We start from the raw sequence: 22035 nt of genomic DNA, 5'->3' as shown, positions 1-22035 counted from the left end.
AATCTCTTATTCGATAGTTACTCTAATAATGTTGTATAATGGTAAATTATCAAAACGGTTAAAGTCGCCGATTAACAATAGTGCTTTTTTACCATCTGCCGATTTGGTTTCGATTACATCAGATAGGCTACCATTAAAAGGACCTGTAGAATTGTATCCTTTTGCCAATGATCCTGTTGGCGTTAAAACCATAAAACCATTTCTGGTGATGCCATTATATTTAATAAAATAGCCGCTTACTACAATTAACCCATTATTAAGCTGTTTAGCAAAACCTGGTATGCCACTTTCAAATGATTTGGAAACAAATGTTTCATCTAAAGTGCCATTATCATTTAAAACAGCTACACCGAGCGCAGATTTGCCATTGTATTGCGTAAAGTTTCCTGTAATTACGTATTTTTTTGTAGTGGTGTTATAAGTACATGATGAAATCACATTATCTGTCCCCGAACCTGGCGTAAAAGTTGGATCGACGCTTCCGTCAGGATTTAGCCTAATAATGCGATTGGCCGGCTGACCGTCGAATGTGGTAAAATTACCAAACACAACCAGTTTTTCTAACTTTTCTGCATCAGTATGCATGTAAGTGTCTACACGTCCATTTGCACTTTCTTTTCCTTTATTGGTAGCGGTGTTAAAACGGAATGTTTTATCGAGACTACCATCTAAATTAAAGCGCAAAATCTGTCGGATTTCTGTACTGTCCAATATTACAGTATCCCTTGATAAATCGTAATTAAACTTATCGTAAGTTCTTTTTACATAATACCTAAAATCACCGGTTGCTAAAATTTTTCCCTGGTGCGGGTATACACGGTTAATAAAACCATTTGTACCACCGTTAAACCTCGGAAACCATTTCTGCGTAACGGTATCGGTGAGTGTTGGCTTCCTTTTTGTTTGAATTTTTATAGTGTCAATTGCGCCGCTGGTGAACAAACTGGTAATGTTGCTGATATTTTCGGTACGTTGGTTAAATCCGGTAAAGCCACCTGCTATAATAAAACGGCCACCAATTTCTACAATCCTGGCTAGGGGACCATTGGATCCTCTTCCTGTACGGAAAGTACGGTCGTATTCTCCGTCTAATGATGTTCTAGCGATCCGATTGATGGGAACGACACCTCCTTTGTTATCAAAATTTGTAAAATTACCAACCACAATGTTCCTTCCATCAAGCATTTCGTATACCTGACTTACATAACCGTTGGTACCTGCTATAGCTTTGAAAGTAGGGTCGATCTGAATCAGCCCCGTTACGGTAAAGGTTGGACCAATAAATAACTGGTCGCCAATGGCGATTGATGTTACACCCGTACTTCCGGTTTCTGGAACTTTAACCGTAATCTCTGTGGCAGTTACACTAACTACCTCAGCCTTTTCGCCGTTAAACATAAAGGTTAATTGATTTTTATATTTATCAAAGCCTGCAGCTTTGATGACTACAGATGTACCTACAATTCCAACAGTAGGAACAGGTACATCAGTTTGCGAAATGGCCACACCTAAGGGTGATTTAGCATCAGCATAAGGATCAGGGATCACATCATCTGCCTTTTTACATCCTTGAAAGCTAAAAGCAATCAAAGTGATTATTGCGAATATTAATTTAATTTTTTTCATCGTTTAATTTCTTGAGGTAACACCAGATGTGATTTTATTTCGAAGAATCAGAAGGCAATAACCCGCTATAATACACATCACTAAAAAAATCACTTCGGTTAAATCCAAAATAAGCACCACCTATCAAATCGTTAAAGGCCAAAGCATGTACTACACCGTTGGTGGGTTTTATATCAGATGATGATACCTTATTGATGTACCAATTATCATTCGGTTTTGAGGCATCTGGAATGTAAGTTAAAACCAATTGGCGGTAACCAATATATTTGATGTTGTTGGCAGTAGCATAGGTTACACCGATGTTTGAGATATTACCACCAAGAGAATAATACAAACCACCCGGATAAACACTTTTAACATCAAAATCTATTTGCTGATAGTCTTTTAATCTGTTCACACCTTTAAACATGTAGCGCTGCAGATATTTCCTCCAAATTAACGGACTAATCTGATCCAGTGTTTTAACGGTATCTTTTCCTGCGTAAAAAAGAAAATTATTTAACCCACCATCTGTTCTAATTGTTCCAATTGTTCTTTTGATTACATCATCATCGGGTGCAAAAAAAGTAAAGTCCTCATTAGAAAAGGTGCCTTCCATACCCGCCAGCTTTACAATTTTGGCTATGGTATCAAAAGGTACTTTTTTAGCCTGTAAATATTGAAGCATATTGCCTTCAAAGTTAGGATTAGCCAAGCCTCCATCACGGTAATACTCATCGCGTTTACAAGCATTTAATATCAGCAGTACAGCAGCACAAGCAAAAATTAGCTTTTTCATATATCTTTTGTTATAATAATTAATTACCACCGTTAACCCAATAATCATTCAATTTCATAAATGGGTTGTTGTTTAGCGCACCCGAGCTAATTGGCCAGGTCCAGGCACCACGACTAAATTTATCAGATGTAAGCACGTTGTAAGAATACTGACTATTTAAAATTCTCTTCGTTCTAACCAAATCGAAGTAGTGGTGCCCCTCACCGATAAGTTCTCTTGAACGTTCGTAAAAAATAAATTCTTTAAGATCTCCATTTGAAGATGTATATGGAGATGCGCCAGCACGGCCTCTTACCATATTTACCAGTTTTATGGCTTCTGTATTTTCATCTATATTTGCAAGCGCTTCTGCCGCCAGCAGGAGTTCTCCACCATATCTAAAAATCATAAAGGTATTATCCGGATTGGCATCTTCCTCACCTACAATGAATGAGTTCTTTGCATATTTTAATAACATGAACTTGCCATTGTCGGCAAAAATATCTTCATTAAACCAGGTTGTGATCCTTTTGTCGCCTCCATCCTGAAAAAGTTTCTGCATATATTCGCCCCTGTAATAAGCAAAACTTACGCGGTGGGTATATTCGGGTCTTTTGTATGGGTAGTGCAAAAACATATCGGCAATTGGTGCAACATTCAATACGGCATCTCCATAATTTATACTTTGATAAAATTCGAATAAGCTTTCATCCGAACGCCCCTTGATCACTGTGGACCAGTCTGAAAGTGGCAATAACCGATAGGCATTACTTGCAACCAATTCCTTACCCAGATCTGCAGTAGCCTGATAATATTTTCTTGCGTTAGCGCCGTCAAAGCCTGCGTTCCACATATTCATCTCCATCATTAAGGCAATGATGCTGCCTCTACTTGCCCGAACGCCTTTTAAAGCAGGATCGCTATAGGTAAATGGAATTTGATTTTTATAACTATTTAAATCGGCAATACATTTATTTAATACGGATACAAAATTTTCGCGGGGTAAGGGTGTAGAATGAAATGCATCAGTATAATACACTACATCGCCAAATAACCGCACCATGGTAAAGTAGCAAAGTGAGCGAATAAATGCGGCTTCGGCCTTAAACTGTCCTTTTTCTGTTTCAGTAACACCTGGAACACCCTCATCTAATTTCGCGATCAAGATATTGGCACCTTGAATTGCCCTGTAATAACCGGTCCAATCTGTTATTCTATCAAAATTATAATAGTCCCAAGGCTGCCCTCTTCTGATCAGGTTTAATAGATCATTTCGACCTAAGAACTCCACATATTCGCGGGATGCGGCATTGTCAGACTGGCTTTCGTGCAATACCTCGCCCGATCTGTATTCTCCAACCGCACCAACATAATGTGTTTCATTAATTTTGCTAAAAACAATCCTCGATAGATCATAAATGTTAGCAACAACATCCTCTTTGGATTGGAAAAAATTATTTCCAGTCAACTTATCTAATGGTTGTACGTTTAAAAACTTTTTACATGCAGGCAAGCAAAAGGATGCTGCAATAACTAAAGTATAAATGATAACTTTTTTCATAATAAATATTTTTAGTTGCCTGTATTAAGTTCTAAGTTTAAACCTATATTATAAGTACGTGGTACAGGATATCCGTTAGAAATATCGCGACCTAATGCGGTTACGTTTTCTGGATTAGGGCCACTATACTTAGAAAATGTAATTAAGTTATTGGTAGAACCAAATATCCTTAAATTAGCCAGTCCGAATCTGCGTATCAACTTCTTATCGAACATATAAGAAAGCGTTAAGTTGTTAATTTTCAGATACGTACCCGTTTCCTGCCATAAGGTTTGATCGGCTCTTAATGGTTGAATATTTCCATAACGGCTAAAATCATAAGGGTATGGATATTTAGCAACATCGCCAGGTTTCTGCCAGATATTTAAATCGCCTAATGGTACTACAGCATTTAGTGCATAAGGATCTCTCATGATGGCAATACGATCTGCAAGCGCATTATTTAAGATTGTTCTATCGGCTGTATAACTGGCGTACATGTTTAGGCCCCATTTTTTATACCTCACGGTGAACGATAAACCACCTGTTAACAATGGTTGTGAGTTTCCGGTAATTTCGTAATCTCTGCCATCCAGAATATAATCGCCATTTACATCCTTTAAGATCGGGTCTCCTCCGTAAAAGAACGTATTATTTGTTTGGTATCTTTTTCCGGTAACCGGATCTACAGGTACATCCGCATCTGTTTTGTAAACCCCTTGGTTAATTCTTAAATAGTTTGATAGGGTATTTCTGCCTACTCGGAAAACATTATGCTGCAGATAACCAGAACCATCAAAGCGGATATATTGCCCATTATACTCTTCAGGCAATTTTAACAGCACATCGCGGTTATAAGCACCGTTTATCGAAAAAGATAAATCGAAATCCTTGCTGGTAATGGCTTTTACATTTAAGCTAATCTCGGTACCATAGTTGGCGATACCCAAATCGTTACTCGATAGTTTATTAAAACCTGTAATATTTGATAAAATACGATCGAACAATAAATTATCTACCTTTTTAAAATAACTATCCACAACGATCGAAAATCTGTTTAAGAAACCAATGTCGAAACCAAGGTTATACTGGCTTGTAGTGGTTGGCTTTAAGGCCGGATTTGGAATTAAATCGTAATTGATACCAATGGTTTGCGTATTGTTGTAATTTCCATTTAGGTTATAAATACCATAAATACTTTGAAGATTACCTGTTGGCACAATATTTTGGCCCCACGTTAACCTTAAACTACCATAGTCTAACCATTTTTGATCGGTCAACCAGTTTTCTTTGTTGAAATTCCATCTTAAACCTATTGAAGAGTTTTTAGAATATGGATTTTCCAAACCGCTTGATGAGGTACCATCTAAACGGTAAGAGAACTCGGCTACGTATTTTTTGTCGTAATCGTAAGACAGCGATCCAGCGAAAGAGGCAATTGTAGCATTTTTATAGCTACTTAAAACCCCGCCACCTCTTGAGTAATAACCATCGAACCCTACTGGCCCCTGAAGCTGATCGTTTGGAATTCTTTCCTGCCGGCTTATTGATGATTGGGAACCTTGTTTATAAATTTCGTTAAATGTATTGATAAAGAAATTATGCTTTTCACCTAATGTTTTGGCGTAGGTGATTGCATTTCTATTATATAACTGGAAATTTCTGCCATTATAATCATAAAGTTTCGCAAATGATCCATTGGCCGCAGCTGGTGTAAATGTAGTTTCAGTATCTGAGGTATAATCATAACTCAAGGTAGAAGATGCTGCGAAACCTGGTATAAATTCGTAACGGGCATCGATATTTGCTCTTAAATTTCTGGAATTATTATCGTTTAGCGTTTGCAAAGCAGATAATACCCCACCAGATGCCTGATAAAAAGACGGAGGAGGCAAAAGTGTTGACGCCTGACCGTTTGAAGCTACACCGGATTGAAGTAAGCCTGCACCGTTACCTTTATTCTGCTTACCTACCGAACCATTAACGAAACCGAAAAATCTAAATTTATCGTTCGGTTTAAACTCCATGTTCATGTTTAAATTGTAACGGTTATAACCCGTGTTTTTAATTACACCTTTTTCGGCATAATAACCCATATTGGCTTTGTAATTAAATTTTTGGTCGCCACCATCTAAAGCCAGGTTATGACTTTGGTTAAAGGTAGTTTGATAAAATACATCCTGCCAATCGGTAGAGTTATTATAGTACGCATTTAAACTATCGGCAAGAAAAGGTGTATTGCTAATTCCCCTGATCTGATTAATGGTCTCTGCGTTTAAAATAATTTGCTGAATTTTTAATTGGCGTTCTGAATTACCTCCTAATGTTTCGCGTAATTTAGGCGGAGCATTAACGAAAAAGTTCGTTACATATTTAATACGCGGCACTTTAGAATTACCTCTTTTTGTGGTAATGATGATTACCCCATAAGCACCTCTGGATCCATACATGGAAGTTGCCTGTGCATCTTTCAGGATTTGGATATTTTCGATGTCCTCCTGAGGGATTAGCGAAAGCGGACTTACCCCAGGACCTTGCGTTTGAAAACCAAACTCTGCTGCCTTATCTGCATCTAAAGGCACACCATCAATAATATACAATGGCGATGTAGGTTGTAAAAATGAATCGTTACCACTACCCGAAATACTTAAGCTTGATAAACCACGAAGCTGTACCGATCCCCTAAAACCAGGGGCACCAGTATTGTTTTGGATATTTAACCCCGGTACTTTACCCTGTAAAAGGGTTTCAATATTTGATACAGGAACATCTGCTACATCTTTAGCTGAGAGTGAAGTTGAAGAGCCAGTAGAAGTTTCCTTTGGCCTGTTTTGATAAGCTACAATAATAATCTCACTCAAATCTTTACGATCCTCGCTAATGGTTACTGTGATATTGGTTTGATTGGTAATTTTAACTGATGAGGTATTGTATCCTAAAAATTTAAATAAAAGTGTTCCTCCAACAGGTACGTTAACCGAAAACTTTCCATCGCCATTTGTTTGCGTTAAGCCTTTATTTGTGCTTTGCAGAATAACAGATACGCCTGGCACCCCCTGTTTGGTATCTTTATCCAGAACCCTGCCATTTACAATAATATTTTTTTCTTGCGAATAGGCATTTGTACCACATATTATACATACAATAAGTAATGTATATAAAAGTATATTTCTTTTCATAATATTAGCTTTATTGATTAACTATTCGTTAGCAAATTTTGGGTTCTCATTTTTGAAATAAAAGACGATTTCCCAGTCGCCAGCCTTATAAATAGCGAAATCGACACCGAAATTGGCCACCGTGCGCGCACCCCCAAAACCAATCCGGGAGTAACTCAACTCTGCTTTTGCCCTCGATCCGCCTTTAGCATAAGATGTAGGGATTTCTACCAATGGAATTGGATAAGCAACATCATACTGAACATATTTATCGGTTTTTTGGATATTGAAACCATGGATCATTTTATCCCAAACCGTTTCATTGAAAAACTTAGGATCGATTGGTAAAGAATCTTTACCCAAAACCACAATGCGTAACGAATGTCCATTACCTCCTGAGGTTAGTGGACGGATGTAAACAATTGCATCCTTTTTATCATTGTTGCTCACCAGGTTTAAATTAGAAGTAGCACCGATAACATTATTCAGATAAGGACGGATGTAATCTCTCAGTTTTTTGTCTAACGGAAATTTCGGATCAGGGGCAGGCAAACCTGTATAAGCATTAAAATCATTCGATGGTTCGTAAGGGCGCTCTCTAAAAGGTCTGATCTGAAAATCTCTGATCAGGCGCTCGCCACCGGTATTTTTAACCTTTACATCAAAAAACCGTGTATCCTGAGAAAAGTTGGTACTATCAATCGGACGGGGTTTTAATATCTGGTTGGTTGCTGATGGCCATAAGATGAATTCACCTGATGAACGTATTTCAAATATTGGATGTGTTTCGATTTTTCTTTTGGCCTCAATTTCAGCCAGGCTTTTTTCCAAACCGGTATAAGGGGCTGTCCATACGTAAGTTGGCGCGGTTGTAAAAAGATCGCTCACGGGCTTTCCATCTCCAAACCTAACGTTTACAATTTCGAACGTAATAGGATTGGTTGAGTTATCGCTATTAAAGCCACCGATAAGATTGGTTCTTCCAATTATTGGCTCCAGAATTTTATTGCTAAAATTCACATTATTACTGATATAATCTTTCTCATCGGGTAAATCGAAAACCTTTTTACAGCTACTGCAAAGGGTTACAGCAAGTAAAAGGAGCGCAAAATATTTATATATGATCGATTTCATCGGGCTATTTATTTTAATGTTTCTATTTCGCATCACTATTTCGTTTTGTTTATGGTAAACTCAGCCAACTGGAATGTACCACTGTTTCTGAGCTCGGTAATAACAACGCGGTAAAATTTGTAGGCAACCGTATTTGTACACCTAAATACTTTTTGCTGATATCTTTCTTCAAAGAAGAAGTTAGACCTTCTATCCAATTCTACCCAGCTTGAACCATCCATCGAGCCTTCATAAGTCCATGCTTTTGGATCTCTTTCGTTGGCATCATTTGCAGATGTTAAGGTATATACGGATGAAACAGCAGGTGTTTTAAGCTCAAACCTCATCCATAGTTCGCCTTGTAAGTCGGCCAGAAATTTAGTGTGATCATCACCATCGATTACTTTTCTCGAATTTTCCCCACTGGTTATACCTCCACCATTTTCGCGGTTTGATGAAAATATACCGCCAATTTCAAGGTAAAGGTTTGGTGGTGGTGGTACAAAAGTTAACCGGGTAACGAATTCGTTAAAGCCAAATACGTGATCGGCACTGATAACGTGTACGACCCCATTTTTGGTTTTAATGTTATTTGATGATGTTGTACTGGTTGCCCAGTTGCGAACGAATTTGCTTTTTTTGGTATTATCGAAATTAATAACCTCCGGTCCGGCACCAACCTGACCAGAAGCCGATATTTTGGTTACACTCGCATGCATTGGATAACCAATATGTACACTTTTCAAGTCTAAACCATCTTGAAGTTTTAATGAATCGGTTGTTTTCTTACCTCTAATAATGTAGTACGAGGTCATCGTATCTAACTGAACGGCATCAATATTGGCCAAAAAAAGTGGATCTTTATCAGATAGTTTTCTTAACGTATTTAAGTTCCGTAAAGCCAATTGGAAGCTTGGATTGCTTACTGCAAATAGCGTAACATTACTATCGGTTAATGTTTTTTTCAAACCCATCCTGTCAATCGCTACAATAAGCGAATCGAAAACACCTGGTTTGCTTTTCAAATAATCGTAAGTATTGCCGGCAAAGGTTACATTCTGATCTGGCGCATCGTAAAACCCTCCATTCTTCTTGCAGGCAGAATTAATTAGCGTTAGCAACGATAAGATTGCCAGCGCGCCCATATATTTTATTGAATTTTTCATATTCGTTATCATTAGCGCCAGTAAGCATTTTGGGTTAATAAACTATTTTGAGCAATCAGCTTTCTTGATATAGGCCAGTAAATTCCGCCAGAATTAATGAGATTCATAAATTTGGCGTCGTTCTGTTTGATCTTGTTGTAACGGATCAAATCATACCACCTTGAGCCTTCACCCAACAATTCGCGGTGGCGCTCTTCGAAGATTAATTTAATTACGTCGTTTATATTTATAGAAAATCCTTCATCATATCTTCTCACCATCACAGAAAGTAGTTCACTTACAGCCCCCTGTTGGTCGCCCAAAACTGAAAGCGCTTCTGCTCTTAATAACACGATATCTTCTAAGCGGGTAAAAACCAAAGCACTGGTAAAATACCTGAAGTTTGGATCGGTACCACCGCCCTGGATCACTTTGATTTTGCTGAAAATGGGATACTTACCGTTTAGGTTGGTAAAATATCTTCCATCATATTTTGCCTGTCCTAAAGTATCAACCGCAAACCTTTGATCTTTTGCAATATTGAAATATTTAAGAATTGAATCTTTCGGAAGATAAATGTCTGGAACTGACTTAGTCATAACCGGTTCCGCTAAAGTTAACTCTTCAATATGCCCGGTAGATGAACCATCCACATGGCCATAATCGGAGTTAAAACCGAACATCTGCCTGGTGTTCTTATTGTAGAAAAATCCATTGGAATTTGACAAATCAGCACTTCCTGTAAAACCACCTGAACTTCTGCCATAATTATCTTCAACAAATTTGGCATATTTAGAAACGTTGGTATAATCGCCATTCCAAGCTGCCAAATGAGCTAAAACAGCATATGCCGTAACTTTTGTTGCCAAAGCACCACCCCATCTTCCCGAACTTTCATTGTAATAATCAGTTGGCTGCTGCACATCACCACCACTGTAAATAAATGGCAGATCAGCTGCTGCTTTTAAAATTTCCTGTTCGGCCCATGCTAAAATCCTAGCCTGGCTTTCGCGGGGTTTATTGGTAAATTTACCTTCGTCTGAAGAGGTAATAAATGGTACATCGCCCCAGATTCTCACCATGTAGAAATAGGCAAAAGCCCTTAAAAACCTGGCTTGCGCAATATCCACGGTCATGTTATTGCTTGTGTATCGTTTATCTGTTTCTTTTACATGCCCAATATTTTCCAAGAAAACATTGGCGCCGTTTACAATGGCGTAAAACCTGGTCCAATCAGATAAGGCCTCCATTACGGGATATGCCGCATTTAAATTGTTGCCAATTACAGCCTTTAAATCCTGTCTTTTTGGACTTAAAAATTCTCCCGTTCTCACATCACCATAAATCCAGTGACTGTTGTTATCTGATAAAGCAGCCCGTGTTAAAGCATAAACCCCCAAAATTCCCGATCGGGCATCCTCTACTGTATTCCAGGCATTTTTTTCGCCTACAACCCTGGTAGAATCGGTTTCTAAAGCCTTATTACAACTCGAAAAGGCAATTATAGAAACCAGAAGTATGTATAATATATTTTTCATCTTACTTGATGTTTTGTTAGTTCTTGTTTTCATCTTATAGCTCCATTTTAACACCTAGGGTATATGTTCTCGGAATGGGTTGGCCATAACCCGTATCAACGCCGTCGTAGCTAACCAGTTCAGGATCTTGACCGGTGTAAGGCGTGATGGTGAAAATATTACTCACTGCACCGTATACGAAGAATTTGTTAATTTTAATGTTCTTCTTATTGAGCAGATTACCCAGTTCGTAACCTAATGAAACCTGTCTTAATTTTAAGAATGAAGCATTCTCTAAAAAAAGATCCTGATCTGCACGGTATGGGATTACCGTACTCCAAGGATTGTAAAGAGGATATTTCGAATAATCGCCACGTTTCTCCCAGAAGGTAATTTCTTTAACAGAATTGATATCTGTATTGCCTTCGCGGTTAACAAAATCAAAATGGTTAGCCATCTCCTGGTTGATTAGCTTTCTTCCTAAATTAAAGTAGAAACTCGTAGCCAGGCTCCAATTGCCATATCTAAAATTGTTATCGAAACCACCTGCAAGGGTCGGTAATGAATGGCCTTTTAATACTTTATCGTTATCATCAATAGTATTATCACCGTTTTGGTCTTTCCAACGTGGATCACCGGCCTTTAAAACAATTCCCTTATATTTTAATTTTTGTCCATTAGCCACTGGCACATCAGCATCTGAAGTATAAATGCCATTATTCTCCAATAACCAATATTGATCCACCGGCTCGCCAACTTTTAAAAATCTGTTACCTACTACCAACTGATCTAATCCTCTTGGCAATGCTTTCAATTCGTTAGCGTTGTGATTAAAGTTTAAGGCCGAATTCCATGAGAATTTACTTTTTGCGATTATCTGAGCATTCACTGTAAAATCGATTCCCATGTTGTTAACAGACATTCCGCTTTCGATAGATTGTTTATAACCATATTCAGCATAAGCAGGGATACCAATTAATTGGTTTTTATCGGTTTTGCTATAAAGTTCAACAGAAACGTGAAGACGGTTTTTCAACATCGCCACATCGGCAGCAACATTAAGTTGATCTGAGTACGACCAAGGTACACCATAACCTACCCAACCAAATTGATAAGGACGTGTTAAAACACCGAATGCATTATATCCAGGCACCGTTAAGTTACCGGTATAGCCAACTGAGGCTGTATATTGTGGCCCCTGTGTATAATTATCGTAACTAAAAGTGCGCCCCATTCTACCAACACTTGCACGCAATACTAAATCATCAACCAAGCTGTTATCTTTCAAAAATTCGTTTTTGATATTCCAAGCTGCAGAAATAGTTGGCGAATAAAACCAACGGCTTGTTGGTTGTGCATTTGAAGAGCCATCTAAACGTAATATTGCCGATATGAAGTATTTATTGCTAAATGAGTAATCGGCTTTTCCATAGAAAGACAATAAGTTATCTTCTGTTTTATCTAAAAACCGATAAGTCAACTCTCTTGGAAAGGCAACTGGCGTTAAATAACCACCGTTAACACTTCCGTTATCGTTTATTGGTTTAGAATCCAATAAGTTAATTTTAATATAATCGTTAACACCTTTATAGGCATAAGCATTACTATATTTATAGATATCCCATTGCATTGTTTGTCCTAACGCAAAATGAAAATCATGAACCTTATTCAGATTCAAATCGTAAGTCACTTTGTTATCCACCATTAATCTTTGGCTAAAGCCATAATAATTGGATGCATAACTGTTTCCCTGCAAAAGCGTTCTGGCATAGAAAACATCTCTATACCCCTCACTGTAATCGGCATTAAAAGATGATACCACTTTAAATTTGCCAAAAGTTCCTTCTAATTTGGCATAGCCCTGAATAGAGTTTGTTTTGTTATCATCAAAACCTTTCTTATATTCTTGCAGGTATGAACCATAGAAATCTTTATTTGGAGGTAGAGGCGCGCTTAAATCAGGAAAATAATTAAGTTGTGCAAATCGGTCGCGCAAGGTTTTATTTCTGTCGCGGTTTAAACGGTTCGCATTAATCATAGTCGAGAACAACAACCATTTGGTTGGCTTCATATTGATATTGAAAGTGGCGCTATAACGGTCGATACCCGTTTGATCTGCTACGCCTTCACTTTTGGTATTACCTAATGCAAACCTAAAATTCGCCCTGTCAGTACCACCGGCAAGTGAGAAATTAATGCCATATACCAGCGCATTTTTGTAGTATAAATCTGTCCAGTCTGATTTTCCACTATACACATTATTTAGCGAATCGCTTAAATATACCGGATACTCTTCATCATCAGAATACCTGCCATTTGTGGTATATACATCATAAAACCGCTGTCTGAAATCATTTTCGTATTTACCATTGATGGTATTTACAAATGGTTTTTGCACCATGCCTATATACGAATTGAAAGATATAGCGCGGTATTTACCAACTGCTGTTTTTGAGGTTAAAACAATTACTCCATTAACACCTCTTGGCCCATAAACAGAAGTAGAACCTAAATCTTTAAGTACCTCTACCGATGTAATATTATTCAGATCGATACCGGCCAATAAATTAGTTGCAGGACCGATTCTATTAAAATCGAATTGCTGTATATCAAAAGCAAAAGGATGCTCCCGTACCAAAGGGATTCCGTCGAGAACCACCAGAGGCTGAGCATCGTACAAATCCTTTTTAGATAATAGTGGCATTGCAGCCCCTCTAATAAACATGTTCTGAATAGACCCAGGCTCACCAGATGGCTCCTGAATATACAGACCAGCAAAATTGCCCTTTAAGTTTTGTTGTAATGAAACGGCAGGGAATAGTGATAGATCTCTGGTGTCTTTTTTTACACCGCCAGATAACTTATCGTAAAGTGTTTTCTGCTTGATCTGATCTAAACTGTCTTTTCGTAATGAATCTTTCGGTGTTACGATCTTGATTTTTGTCGTATCCTGAAGAATCAAGCAATTAATTGTTAGGCCTTTATGAAGTTTTTCACCCGTTGCAAAAGTCGGTAAAACGTTTAATGTAAACGCGGCAAAAAAAACAAGGCACGCCCATAAGTATCGCATAGTTAATGGATCTTTAATTGGTAAAAAAATGATTTCTAAAACTTATTTTTTCGGAAACGGCATAGTATGTCCTAGGTTAAAGAGACAGGTACTTCGGTAGTAATAGTTAAGGGTTCTCATAAAATTTAGTATTTGGTTAAATCAAATATATACTATACTAAAACGTTTTAATAACAAATTGTCATTTTTATGAAATTTTTATAAAATACCACAATAATATTTAATTCTATTAAAATAATTGTCAGTCAGACAGGTAAAAAAATAAATATTATCAGAATATCTTAAAAAATTAACATCCTATAAAACAGTCTATAAGGATATTTTTAGTCAGCAATAACAATAAATCGAACAATTTTATGTTGCTATTTTCTTAAAGCACTTAAACGTTTTAGTAAAAACATAAAATACAGATCAAGAAGTAAAGATTAAACCGACAATGATTGTTTAGGCGTGAGGATAGTCCTTTACCATATTATATATTATAGCATTAGCTTGGATATAGTGGTATTTATATCATAAAACAGAAAGGTTAAAATCAATTATTTTTCGGTGGCCACCCGATAAGTAGGATCTTCTATAATGTTTACTGCTATAATCTGATCGGCATTTTTCAGCAAGCGCTTACAATCGTCGCTCAGGTGCTTTAATTGGAGTTTTTTATCAGCCGAATGGTAACGTTCGGTTAGTTTATTCAGTGCATCAATACCCGACATATCAAAAACACGGCTATGCTTAAAATCAATTACGATATGCTGAGGATCATGAGCTACATCAAACAGCTCATTAAAATTGGCAATAGATCCAAAAAACAAGGGGCCAAATATTTCGTAGGTTTTTACACCACTGGCATCGATATGTTTACTGGCACGTATCCGTTTAGAACTTTCCCAGGCGAAAACAAGTGCCGAAATAATTACACCTATTAATACCGCAAGTGCCAGGTTATGCAGCCAAACTGTAATTACAGCCACCAGAATCCCAATGATAATATCCTGCGAAGGCATTTTATTAATCACTTTAAAGCTCATCCATTCAAAGGTGCCAATGGCTACCATCATCATTACACCAACCAAAGCCGCCATGGGTACGCGATCTATTACCGGAGCGCCTACCAAAATAATAACCAATATAGTTAAGGCAGCAATAATGCCCGATAACCTTGCCCTCGCACCTGCCGAAAGATTAACCAGTGTTTGGGCAATCATTGGGCAGCCGCCCATGCCAGTAAAAAAGCCGTTTGCAATATTGGCAATTCCTTGAGCAATACTCTCTCTGTTCCTATCGCCTTTGGTTTCTGTAATTTCATCAACCAGGTTCAAAGTAAGCAGGCCCTCCGTTAAGCCCACACCTGCCATAATGAGCGAATAAGGAAAAATGATCTTCAGCATATCCAGATTCAACGGCACTTTTGGAATATGAAATGGAGGAAACCCGCCATTTACTGAAGCAATATGTTTAACCAGTTTGGTATCAATTCCAAAACATAAAACGATAAGAAAAACCACAATAATAGCCACCAGCGAGGATGGAATGGCCTTGGTTATTTTAGGGAGAATGATCACTATTGCAACGGTGAGTAATACCAAAGCCAACATGATATATAAAGGGGTACCGCTCAACCATTCTATTCTGCCGTTAACAAGGGTTTTGAACTGTTCCAGCTGCGACATGAAAATAATAACCGCCAAACCGTTAACAAAGCCAAACATTACGGGCTGCGGAACCAGTCTGACGAATTTCCCAAGTCTAAACAGTCCCACCATAATCTGGATTACACCTGCTAAAGCCACTGCCGCAAAAACAAATTCTATACCCTGGGTTTTCATTAAGGCGATGAGCACAATCACTGTTGCACCTGCCCCACCCGAAACCAAACCTGGCCTGCCACCTAAAACAGCCGTAACCAACCCCATAATGAAGGCGGCGTATAAACCTGTTAAAGGAGGGAAACCTGCAAGAATAGCAAATGATAACGATTCGGGGATCATCGTCATGGCCACCGTTAAACCCGCAAGAATTTCAGTTTTATAATTTATTTTCTTAGAAAAATCGAAAAGTTGCAGGTAAGGTTTCATCATTTAAATTATTAGCAGTTGCAAATATCTAAATTATGGGAACATTAGTGCTATAATAAATATCGGCGCTGAATAAGTTTAGTATCAGCGGGACTAATAAATATTTATAAAGGGATTGCAAATCTATAGCACCTGGGTTCGGATTGCAAATCTGATCAACCTGGCTAAAAGACAGAAAATGTAAGTTGGATGATGGAATTAATTTTGCGCTCATTTTCGACATCTGCGGGACAAATAAATAACAAAAAAACGGATTGCAAATCCAGATCAACGGTAAAGATTAGAAAACTAACTCGGGATAACTTTTTTGCGTTTAAGTTCGTCAAACAGATCAAAAAACATTTTTTCAGTATCGATATACTCATGGAAGCCCAATCGTCTTGCTTTGGTACCGTCTGAGAAGAAATCGTAATCCCAAGAAAAAACAAAGTCGCCAAAGGCCCATGAAGATACTTCTCCATAACTGTGTTTGACTAGGTTATGTTTTTCCTGCAGTTGTGTCCACAAAGCCGATTTATCAGCCATTACGGTTTGCAAAGGCATTTGAAGTGGAGAGGCAGTATCCATTTTAAAATAAGCTGCAATTTTAGGCCAAAGATCGTTCCATCGGACCAAATCACCATTGGTTATATTAAAAGCTTGATTGGCACATGCCGGGTTGGTGGCCGCCCATACCGTTGCTTTTGCCAATAATCCAGCATCTGTAATGTCTAAAAGCTTATCATATGCTCCTAATTTGCCAGGAAAACGCAAAGGCAGACCTAGTTCTTTCGATATGGATGCATAAACTGCAATTACAGAAACCAAATTCATTGGATTACCCAATGCCGTACCCGCAACCACAGATGGCCGGAGTGCAGACCAGCTCCATTTTTTTCCCTTTTGCTGTGCTTCAAGAAACTGTTGCTGATCTACATTAAATTCCGGGGGCATATGTCCACCGTCGCTTTCTTTTGCCGGTGTTTTAAAAGGGCCGTAATGCGCTCCGTATACTTTATAGCCCTGCATTAAACTGATGTGCTGTAAGTCTTTTGCAGTACCTTCAATGGCATTAACCACATTCACAAGCATCGCCAAATTAGATACTACCAACTCCGCCCATGTAGGTTTATCCTGATATGCGGCATAAAAAACATGTGTTACTTTAGTTAAGAGGCTCAATTGCTTCTTGCTGTCCTCTGGGTCCAGCAGGTCTACAGAAATGTACCTCGTTTTATCTTTATCCAGCCCACCCCGACGCGATAAACCGATAATATCCCAATCACCAAGATTTTCTAAGTGGCTGATTAAATTACTGCCAATTACCCCATTTGCACCCACAACCAACGCTGTTTTACTGTTATTCATCTCTTTTAATTTAAATTGATTCACATAACGCAAAGATCCTGACAAACCACAGATATGTTTTTGTAAAATAGTATGATATTTTTGTATAAATCTATCATGAAGCGATACATCCAATTTCAACCTATTGTTATTTCAGAATTTGAAGTAAGCAAGTGGCAGCACCCCTTACATCGGCACAACCATTATGAACTGATTTACATTAAAAAAGGATCTGGCCAGCATATCATTAACGAAATCTCCATTGCTTACGAAAAAGGAAATCTCTTCTTAATTGGTCCGGATGATGATCATCGTTTCGAAATTGAAGAAAAAACTCATTTCATTTATATAAAGTTTACCGATATATTCATTCATCAAAAAGAGGTTAACTCAACGGGCTTGCAATACCTGGAATACCTGATCAAAAGCCGTGAAACACATTTTACAGGCTTTAACTTTACGGCAAACGATCAGTTGATTGTTGAAAACATCATTGCACTTATCTTATCGCTCAATATAAACATGTTGCAAAATGAAGCTTTAATCTGGACCCAGATCTTAGTGCTTTCTGATATTATGCAGCGCAATATGCCCGAAATCAAAAATAGCGCGCAACGCTCGAAAGACATCCAAGCCATCTTCTGTTACCTGCACAAATACATTTACCAGCCTAAAAATTTAAAAGCGAATGTAATGGCGGCACATTTTAACCTTTCAGAAGACTATATAGGGCCCTATTTTAAAAGAAATACAGGTATAACCTTACGCCAGTATATCCACAATTATCGTCAGAATTTAATTCAACAGCGAATAGAAAGCGGAAGATTTGGATTGAAACAAATTGCGGAAGAATTTGGCCTTGTTGACGAAAGCCACGTAAGTAAACTGATGCGAAAAGTCTGAAAGTATGTAAGATGGATTAGTTTGAAGTCTATGCTGCAGAAGAAACATGCCTTTGTGTGCTTCGTGCCTTGGTTATTGGATGGAAAATGTAAGATGGGTGATGGAATTGGTTCTGCGTTCATCTTCTAGATCTGTGGAATAAATAATTAAAAACGAATTGTAAACCCTTAGCATTTAGGTCTGGATTGCAAATCCAGACCCGCTACATTATTTAAACAAACTTTTTTCATCTACCGAAAAACCAAGCTCAATAAAACTCTGTGTAGACCATTTAATTTTGAGTGGAGCGCCTGTATCTTTTATGGTTTCTTTACTCACATCCTTACCGGTTCCATAATTGATCTGTGCAAAAGGATTTTTATCAATATTGAGCATTAAAAGCAATCTGCTCCCTTTTTGCAGCTGCTTACTGAATACTCTCGATCTATAAAAAGGTATGGTTTCTAACTTCCCAGGTTTAAGCAAGTTTCTTTTACTCATATCGTATGCGTAACTGGCTCTTCCTAAATAATAAGAGAGCTGAAAATATTCGCCTGAGGGCGTAACTTCATAAAGAACCAGGCCTACGTCCATATCCTTTTTATTGATGATGGCTTTAAGCTGTCCCTCTAGCGCACCTGATACTGAAACGGCTTTATTAAATGGCTTCGTAATAAAAAACAGTCCATTGGATCTGTCGATTTCTTTTTTGATGATCGGATCAGGGTAATAATCATTGTAGAATGTGGTTCTGTCTGCCAGATCAACCTGTTGATGCATAAAAACTTGTTCAGCTGGCTTTTGCTGCGATAACAGCATCGTTCCGTTTATACTATCCAGATAAAACCGGATACGGTGATCTTCCATTTTTGCCAATGAAGGAGCATGCTTCCACTTATTTGCGCCCATGACCTCATAATTGATCTTATCTTTTATCAGTGTGGGTTTCTTTCCGCCTTTAAGAATATAATCGAGCCATTGGAAAGTGATTTCGCGGGTATTGATTAGTGCTATTGAATCTACCTCATAGTCCCTCAGCTTGGCTACTCCACCTATCTGCGATCCAAAATGATCATAAGGGCCTATAATTAAATAATGTTCGGCCGAGGGGTTATACTTATAATGTTCGCGCAGGTATTCCAATGCCGAAACCTGTCCATCATCATAGTAGCCGGTAATACTAAGTACTGGAATATTAATGTGTTTAAATTCTTTACCATAAGGCACCATCGACTGCCAGTAGGCATCGTAATCGGGGTGACTAAGCCACTTCTGCAATAATGGATTTGGTGTGCCGTCAATGCTGTCGATCTTATTGTAAGCAGCCCCACTTTCCCACCAGTTATTCCGCATCCTGCGCCAACGGGCATTGTCGTTATTCACAGCATCATCCGTGTATTTGTTATTGGTGATGTAAAATGCCCATTGATAATTGGCTGCTAAAAAAACATTATTTTCCATGGGTAAGCCAAGCCCTGGAATTGCAGCTACATAAGGTACAATGGTTTTAAGTGCCGGATGCAGGTGCTTGGTGGCAGCCCATTGTGCAAAACCAGAATAACTTCCTCCATACATGCCAACCCTGCCATCGCTCCATGATTGATTGATGATCCAATCGATAACCGCATTCACATCCTGTGCTTCATGCTCATAAGGTTCGGGCCTATCGGGACTGAGCCGTTTCCCTCTGGCATCAGCAACAATGCCTACATAACCATGATCGGCAGCGTATTTGGCTTCCATCAAACTTCTATTGGTGTTGGAATAGATAAAATAAAAGAGTGCGGCAGGTAATTTCTGTCGCATACCTTTTTTCCTCACCACTACAGCAGATAAAGTAATGCCGTATTTTGTTTTAATCATCACGCTATCGTTGATGATATAATTAGTGGTATCGGGTAAGGTTAGTTTTTGCTGTGCAAAGGTTTCAATGCCCATTACGAGGCATAGCGCAGCCATACCCAGTTTTACTAAGTTTATTTTCATGATCAAAAAATTATAATTTATGTTTTAATGAGGCTCCGTAATTTAACAGCCTGCCGTTCTGATATTCTGATTAAATTTCCCGTTTTAAGTTCTACAAACATCCCCTCATCATCTTTTTTTACCGAACTGATGTAGTCGAGGTTAAATAATATACTTCTGCCGGCTCTAAAAAATCTTTCACAATCGGGGTTATCTTCGAGTTTGTTTAATGAGGTTTTGAGCAATACCTGTTCTTGCCCGAAAAAGAGCCTGGCGTAATTCTCTACCGACTCGATCAGATGCACATCTTTCCATTTAATGAGGTGGTGTTTGCTCCTATCCTTTATAAAAACAACGGCTCCATTATTCGCACCGATCTTTTCTATGGCTTTATCCATTGCACTTTTAAAGCGTTCCTCCCGTATGGGCTTCATCAGGTAATCCATGGCGCTTACTTCAAAAGCCTGCAACGCATAACTGTCGAAAGCGGTTACAAAAATCACCTGCGGCACATGTACCAAATTCTCCAACAGGTCGAAACCCGAACGGCCAGGCATCTGTATATCCAAAAAAATCAGGTCGGGCTTTAAAAGTCCGATAAGTTGCTCGGCTTCATCAGCATTGGCAGCCTCACCCAATACCGTAACCTGCGGATAGCTTTTTAACATCCTTATCAGTTCCTGCCTTGCGCCACGTTCATCGTCAATAATCAGTGTTCTAATGTTGCTCATCTGATTGGGATTTTAATTTCGGCGCAAACCTTTTGCTCCATTTCATACAGGCTGAAAGATGCATGGTGCTGGTAACTGAGATCGAGCCGTTCTTTCAGGTTCTGCAGTCCTATGCCTGCCACCGTTTTATTTGGTTCCAACTTGCCAGGGTTTAAAACACGGATGCTTACCAATCCATTCTGTTCGTTAATTATTACCTCAATCTTCCCACCCTGCTTTTCTAATGCAACTCCATGTTTTACCGCATTTTCTACCAATGTTTGAATGCATAAGCGTGGCACCATCAGCGCAGAGAGCGAAATATCGATATCCAAATCGTATTGTAATCTTTCTTCCATCCTCAAACCTTCTAACTCCAGGTAATCTTTCACCAGGTCTATTTCTTCATTTAACCTGATCAGCATGGCGCTGCCTTTATACAATCCACTGCGCAACAGTTCGCTTAGCAGATCGATTGCCCTACCCGCTGCATCGGGCCGGGTATATACCAAAGATTTTATGTTATTGAGTGCATTGAACAAAAAATGGGGATTTAACTGAGCAGAAAGATTATCCAGTTGCGACTGTTTAAAGCTAAGCTCCAATCTGGCATTTTCTACTGATAACCGCATTTCCCGTTTTGCGTAGTGGTAAAGGTGATAGGCTAAAAGCCATATGGCCATTAAGCGGATACCAGCAACAAAAATACCTACTGCATTTAAACTAAAAAAATCAGCAAACGACTGGTGTGGGTGACTTAGAAACAGTAATCTCACCAGGTACAACTTACTAACCGTAATTATGGTATAAAAAATACCCATTACCGGAATAACGATCAGCATCCGCCAGATCAGTTTCTGAAGCGCCAGGTCATGCCAATGGTTTTTATTTGCAAAATTACGGTACAAATGGGTAATCAAAATGTACATGACCACATCCGAAACAAACTGTACAACAGCCATATCGAATCTGAAATTACCAGCTGCAGACCAACCTTGAAATGCCCAATACAAAGCGGCCACACACCAGCCAATTAGCTGACATTTCCAATAAAGCGATATGTAGGGTTTCTTTTCCAAAAATTTTCTGTTCCAAACAAAGCAACGAAAACTAATTTTAAGAAAAAAGATAAAGTACAGGAGCGTAGGATT

Annotated in this window: 14 protein-coding genes; 1 reads left to right on the top strand and 13 read right to left on the bottom strand. The window is 38.5% G+C overall.

What is annotated here, in order from left to right:
- Window positions 1-6 precede the first annotated feature (6 nt).
- From AC1DNH_RS10980 to AC1DNH_RS10935, 10 genes are all read right to left on the bottom strand, one after another.
- Window positions 7-1626: a DUF5008 domain-containing protein gene (locus tag AC1DNH_RS10980; protein WP_477580368.1), complete on the bottom strand. Its 1620-nt coding sequence runs from the start codon at window positions 1624-1626 to the stop codon at window positions 7-9.
- A gap of 34 nt (window positions 1627-1660) precedes the next feature.
- Entirely contained in the window at window positions 1661-2404 is a 744-nt protein-coding gene (locus AC1DNH_RS10975; protein WP_477580367.1) for a hypothetical protein, read from the bottom strand.
- A gap of 19 nt (window positions 2405-2423) precedes the next feature.
- Window positions 2424-3944: a RagB/SusD family nutrient uptake outer membrane protein gene (locus AC1DNH_RS10970; RefSeq protein ID WP_477580365.1), complete on the bottom strand. Its 1521-nt coding sequence runs from the start codon at window positions 3942-3944 to the stop codon at window positions 2424-2426.
- Window positions 3945-3955: 11 nt separating this feature from the next.
- A complete protein-coding gene (locus tag AC1DNH_RS10965; RefSeq protein ID WP_477625378.1) occupies window positions 3956-7102 on the bottom strand; it encodes a SusC/RagA family TonB-linked outer membrane protein in 3147 nt (1048 codons plus the stop codon).
- A gap of 21 nt (window positions 7103-7123) precedes the next feature.
- Complete coding sequence (locus tag AC1DNH_RS10960) at window positions 7124-8215, bottom strand: DUF5007 domain-containing protein (RefSeq protein ID WP_477580360.1); 1092 nt, start codon at window positions 8213-8215, stop codon at window positions 7124-7126.
- 35 nt (window positions 8216-8250) lie between these two features.
- Window positions 8251-9360 (bottom strand): fasciclin domain-containing protein, encoded by a 1110-nt coding sequence (locus AC1DNH_RS10955; protein ID WP_477608361.1) that lies wholly within the window; start codon window positions 9358-9360, stop codon window positions 8251-8253.
- A gap of 11 nt (window positions 9361-9371) precedes the next feature.
- Window positions 9372-10877, bottom strand: a complete 1506-nt coding sequence (locus AC1DNH_RS10950; protein ID WP_477625377.1) for a RagB/SusD family nutrient uptake outer membrane protein — start codon at window positions 10875-10877, stop codon at window positions 9372-9374.
- Window positions 10878-10911: 34 nt separating this feature from the next.
- Window positions 10912-13818 (bottom strand): SusC/RagA family TonB-linked outer membrane protein, encoded by a 2907-nt coding sequence (locus tag AC1DNH_RS10945; protein WP_477579683.1) that lies wholly within the window; start codon window positions 13816-13818, stop codon window positions 10912-10914.
- 647 nt (window positions 13819-14465) lie between these two features.
- The gene (locus AC1DNH_RS10940; RefSeq protein ID WP_477625376.1) at window positions 14466-16001 is read right to left on the bottom strand and encodes a SulP family inorganic anion transporter; all 1536 of its coding nucleotides are present in this window, start codon (window positions 15999-16001) and stop codon (window positions 14466-14468) included.
- 288 nt (window positions 16002-16289) lie between these two features.
- Window positions 16290-17348: an SDR family oxidoreductase gene (locus AC1DNH_RS10935; protein WP_477609112.1), complete on the bottom strand. Its 1059-nt coding sequence runs from the start codon at window positions 17346-17348 to the stop codon at window positions 16290-16292.
- Window positions 17349-17444: 96 nt separating this feature from the next.
- Here AC1DNH_RS10935 and AC1DNH_RS10930 point away from each other — a divergent pair, with 96 nt between their 5' ends.
- Window positions 17445-18230 (top strand): helix-turn-helix domain-containing protein, encoded by a 786-nt coding sequence (locus AC1DNH_RS10930; RefSeq protein WP_477579687.1) that lies wholly within the window; start codon window positions 17445-17447, stop codon window positions 18228-18230.
- 207 nt (window positions 18231-18437) lie between these two features.
- On the opposite strand, the gene AC1DNH_RS10925 is transcribed toward AC1DNH_RS10930, so the two are convergent.
- The 3 genes from AC1DNH_RS10925 to AC1DNH_RS10915 are packed head-to-tail and all read right to left on the bottom strand — an operon-like array spanning window position 18438 to window position 21963.
- A complete protein-coding gene (locus tag AC1DNH_RS10925; RefSeq protein WP_477579688.1) occupies window positions 18438-20195 on the bottom strand; it encodes a CocE/NonD family hydrolase in 1758 nt (585 codons plus the stop codon).
- A gap of 17 nt (window positions 20196-20212) precedes the next feature.
- Window positions 20213-20905, bottom strand: a complete 693-nt coding sequence (locus tag AC1DNH_RS10920) for a LytR/AlgR family response regulator transcription factor (protein ID WP_477579689.1) — start codon at window positions 20903-20905, stop codon at window positions 20213-20215.
- Window positions 20902-21963, bottom strand: coding sequence for a sensor histidine kinase (locus AC1DNH_RS10915; protein WP_477579691.1), 1062 nt, complete (start codon window positions 21961-21963; stop codon window positions 20902-20904). Before AC1DNH_RS10915 ends, AC1DNH_RS10920 begins: the two co-directional genes overlap by 4 nt.
- Window positions 21964-22035 lie beyond the last annotated feature (72 nt).

The organism is Pedobacter sp. 01N310 (genome assembly GCF_056399805.1).
The sequence above is the reverse complement of the archived record's forward strand: the minus strand, read 5'-3'. Positions and strand labels throughout refer to the sequence as shown.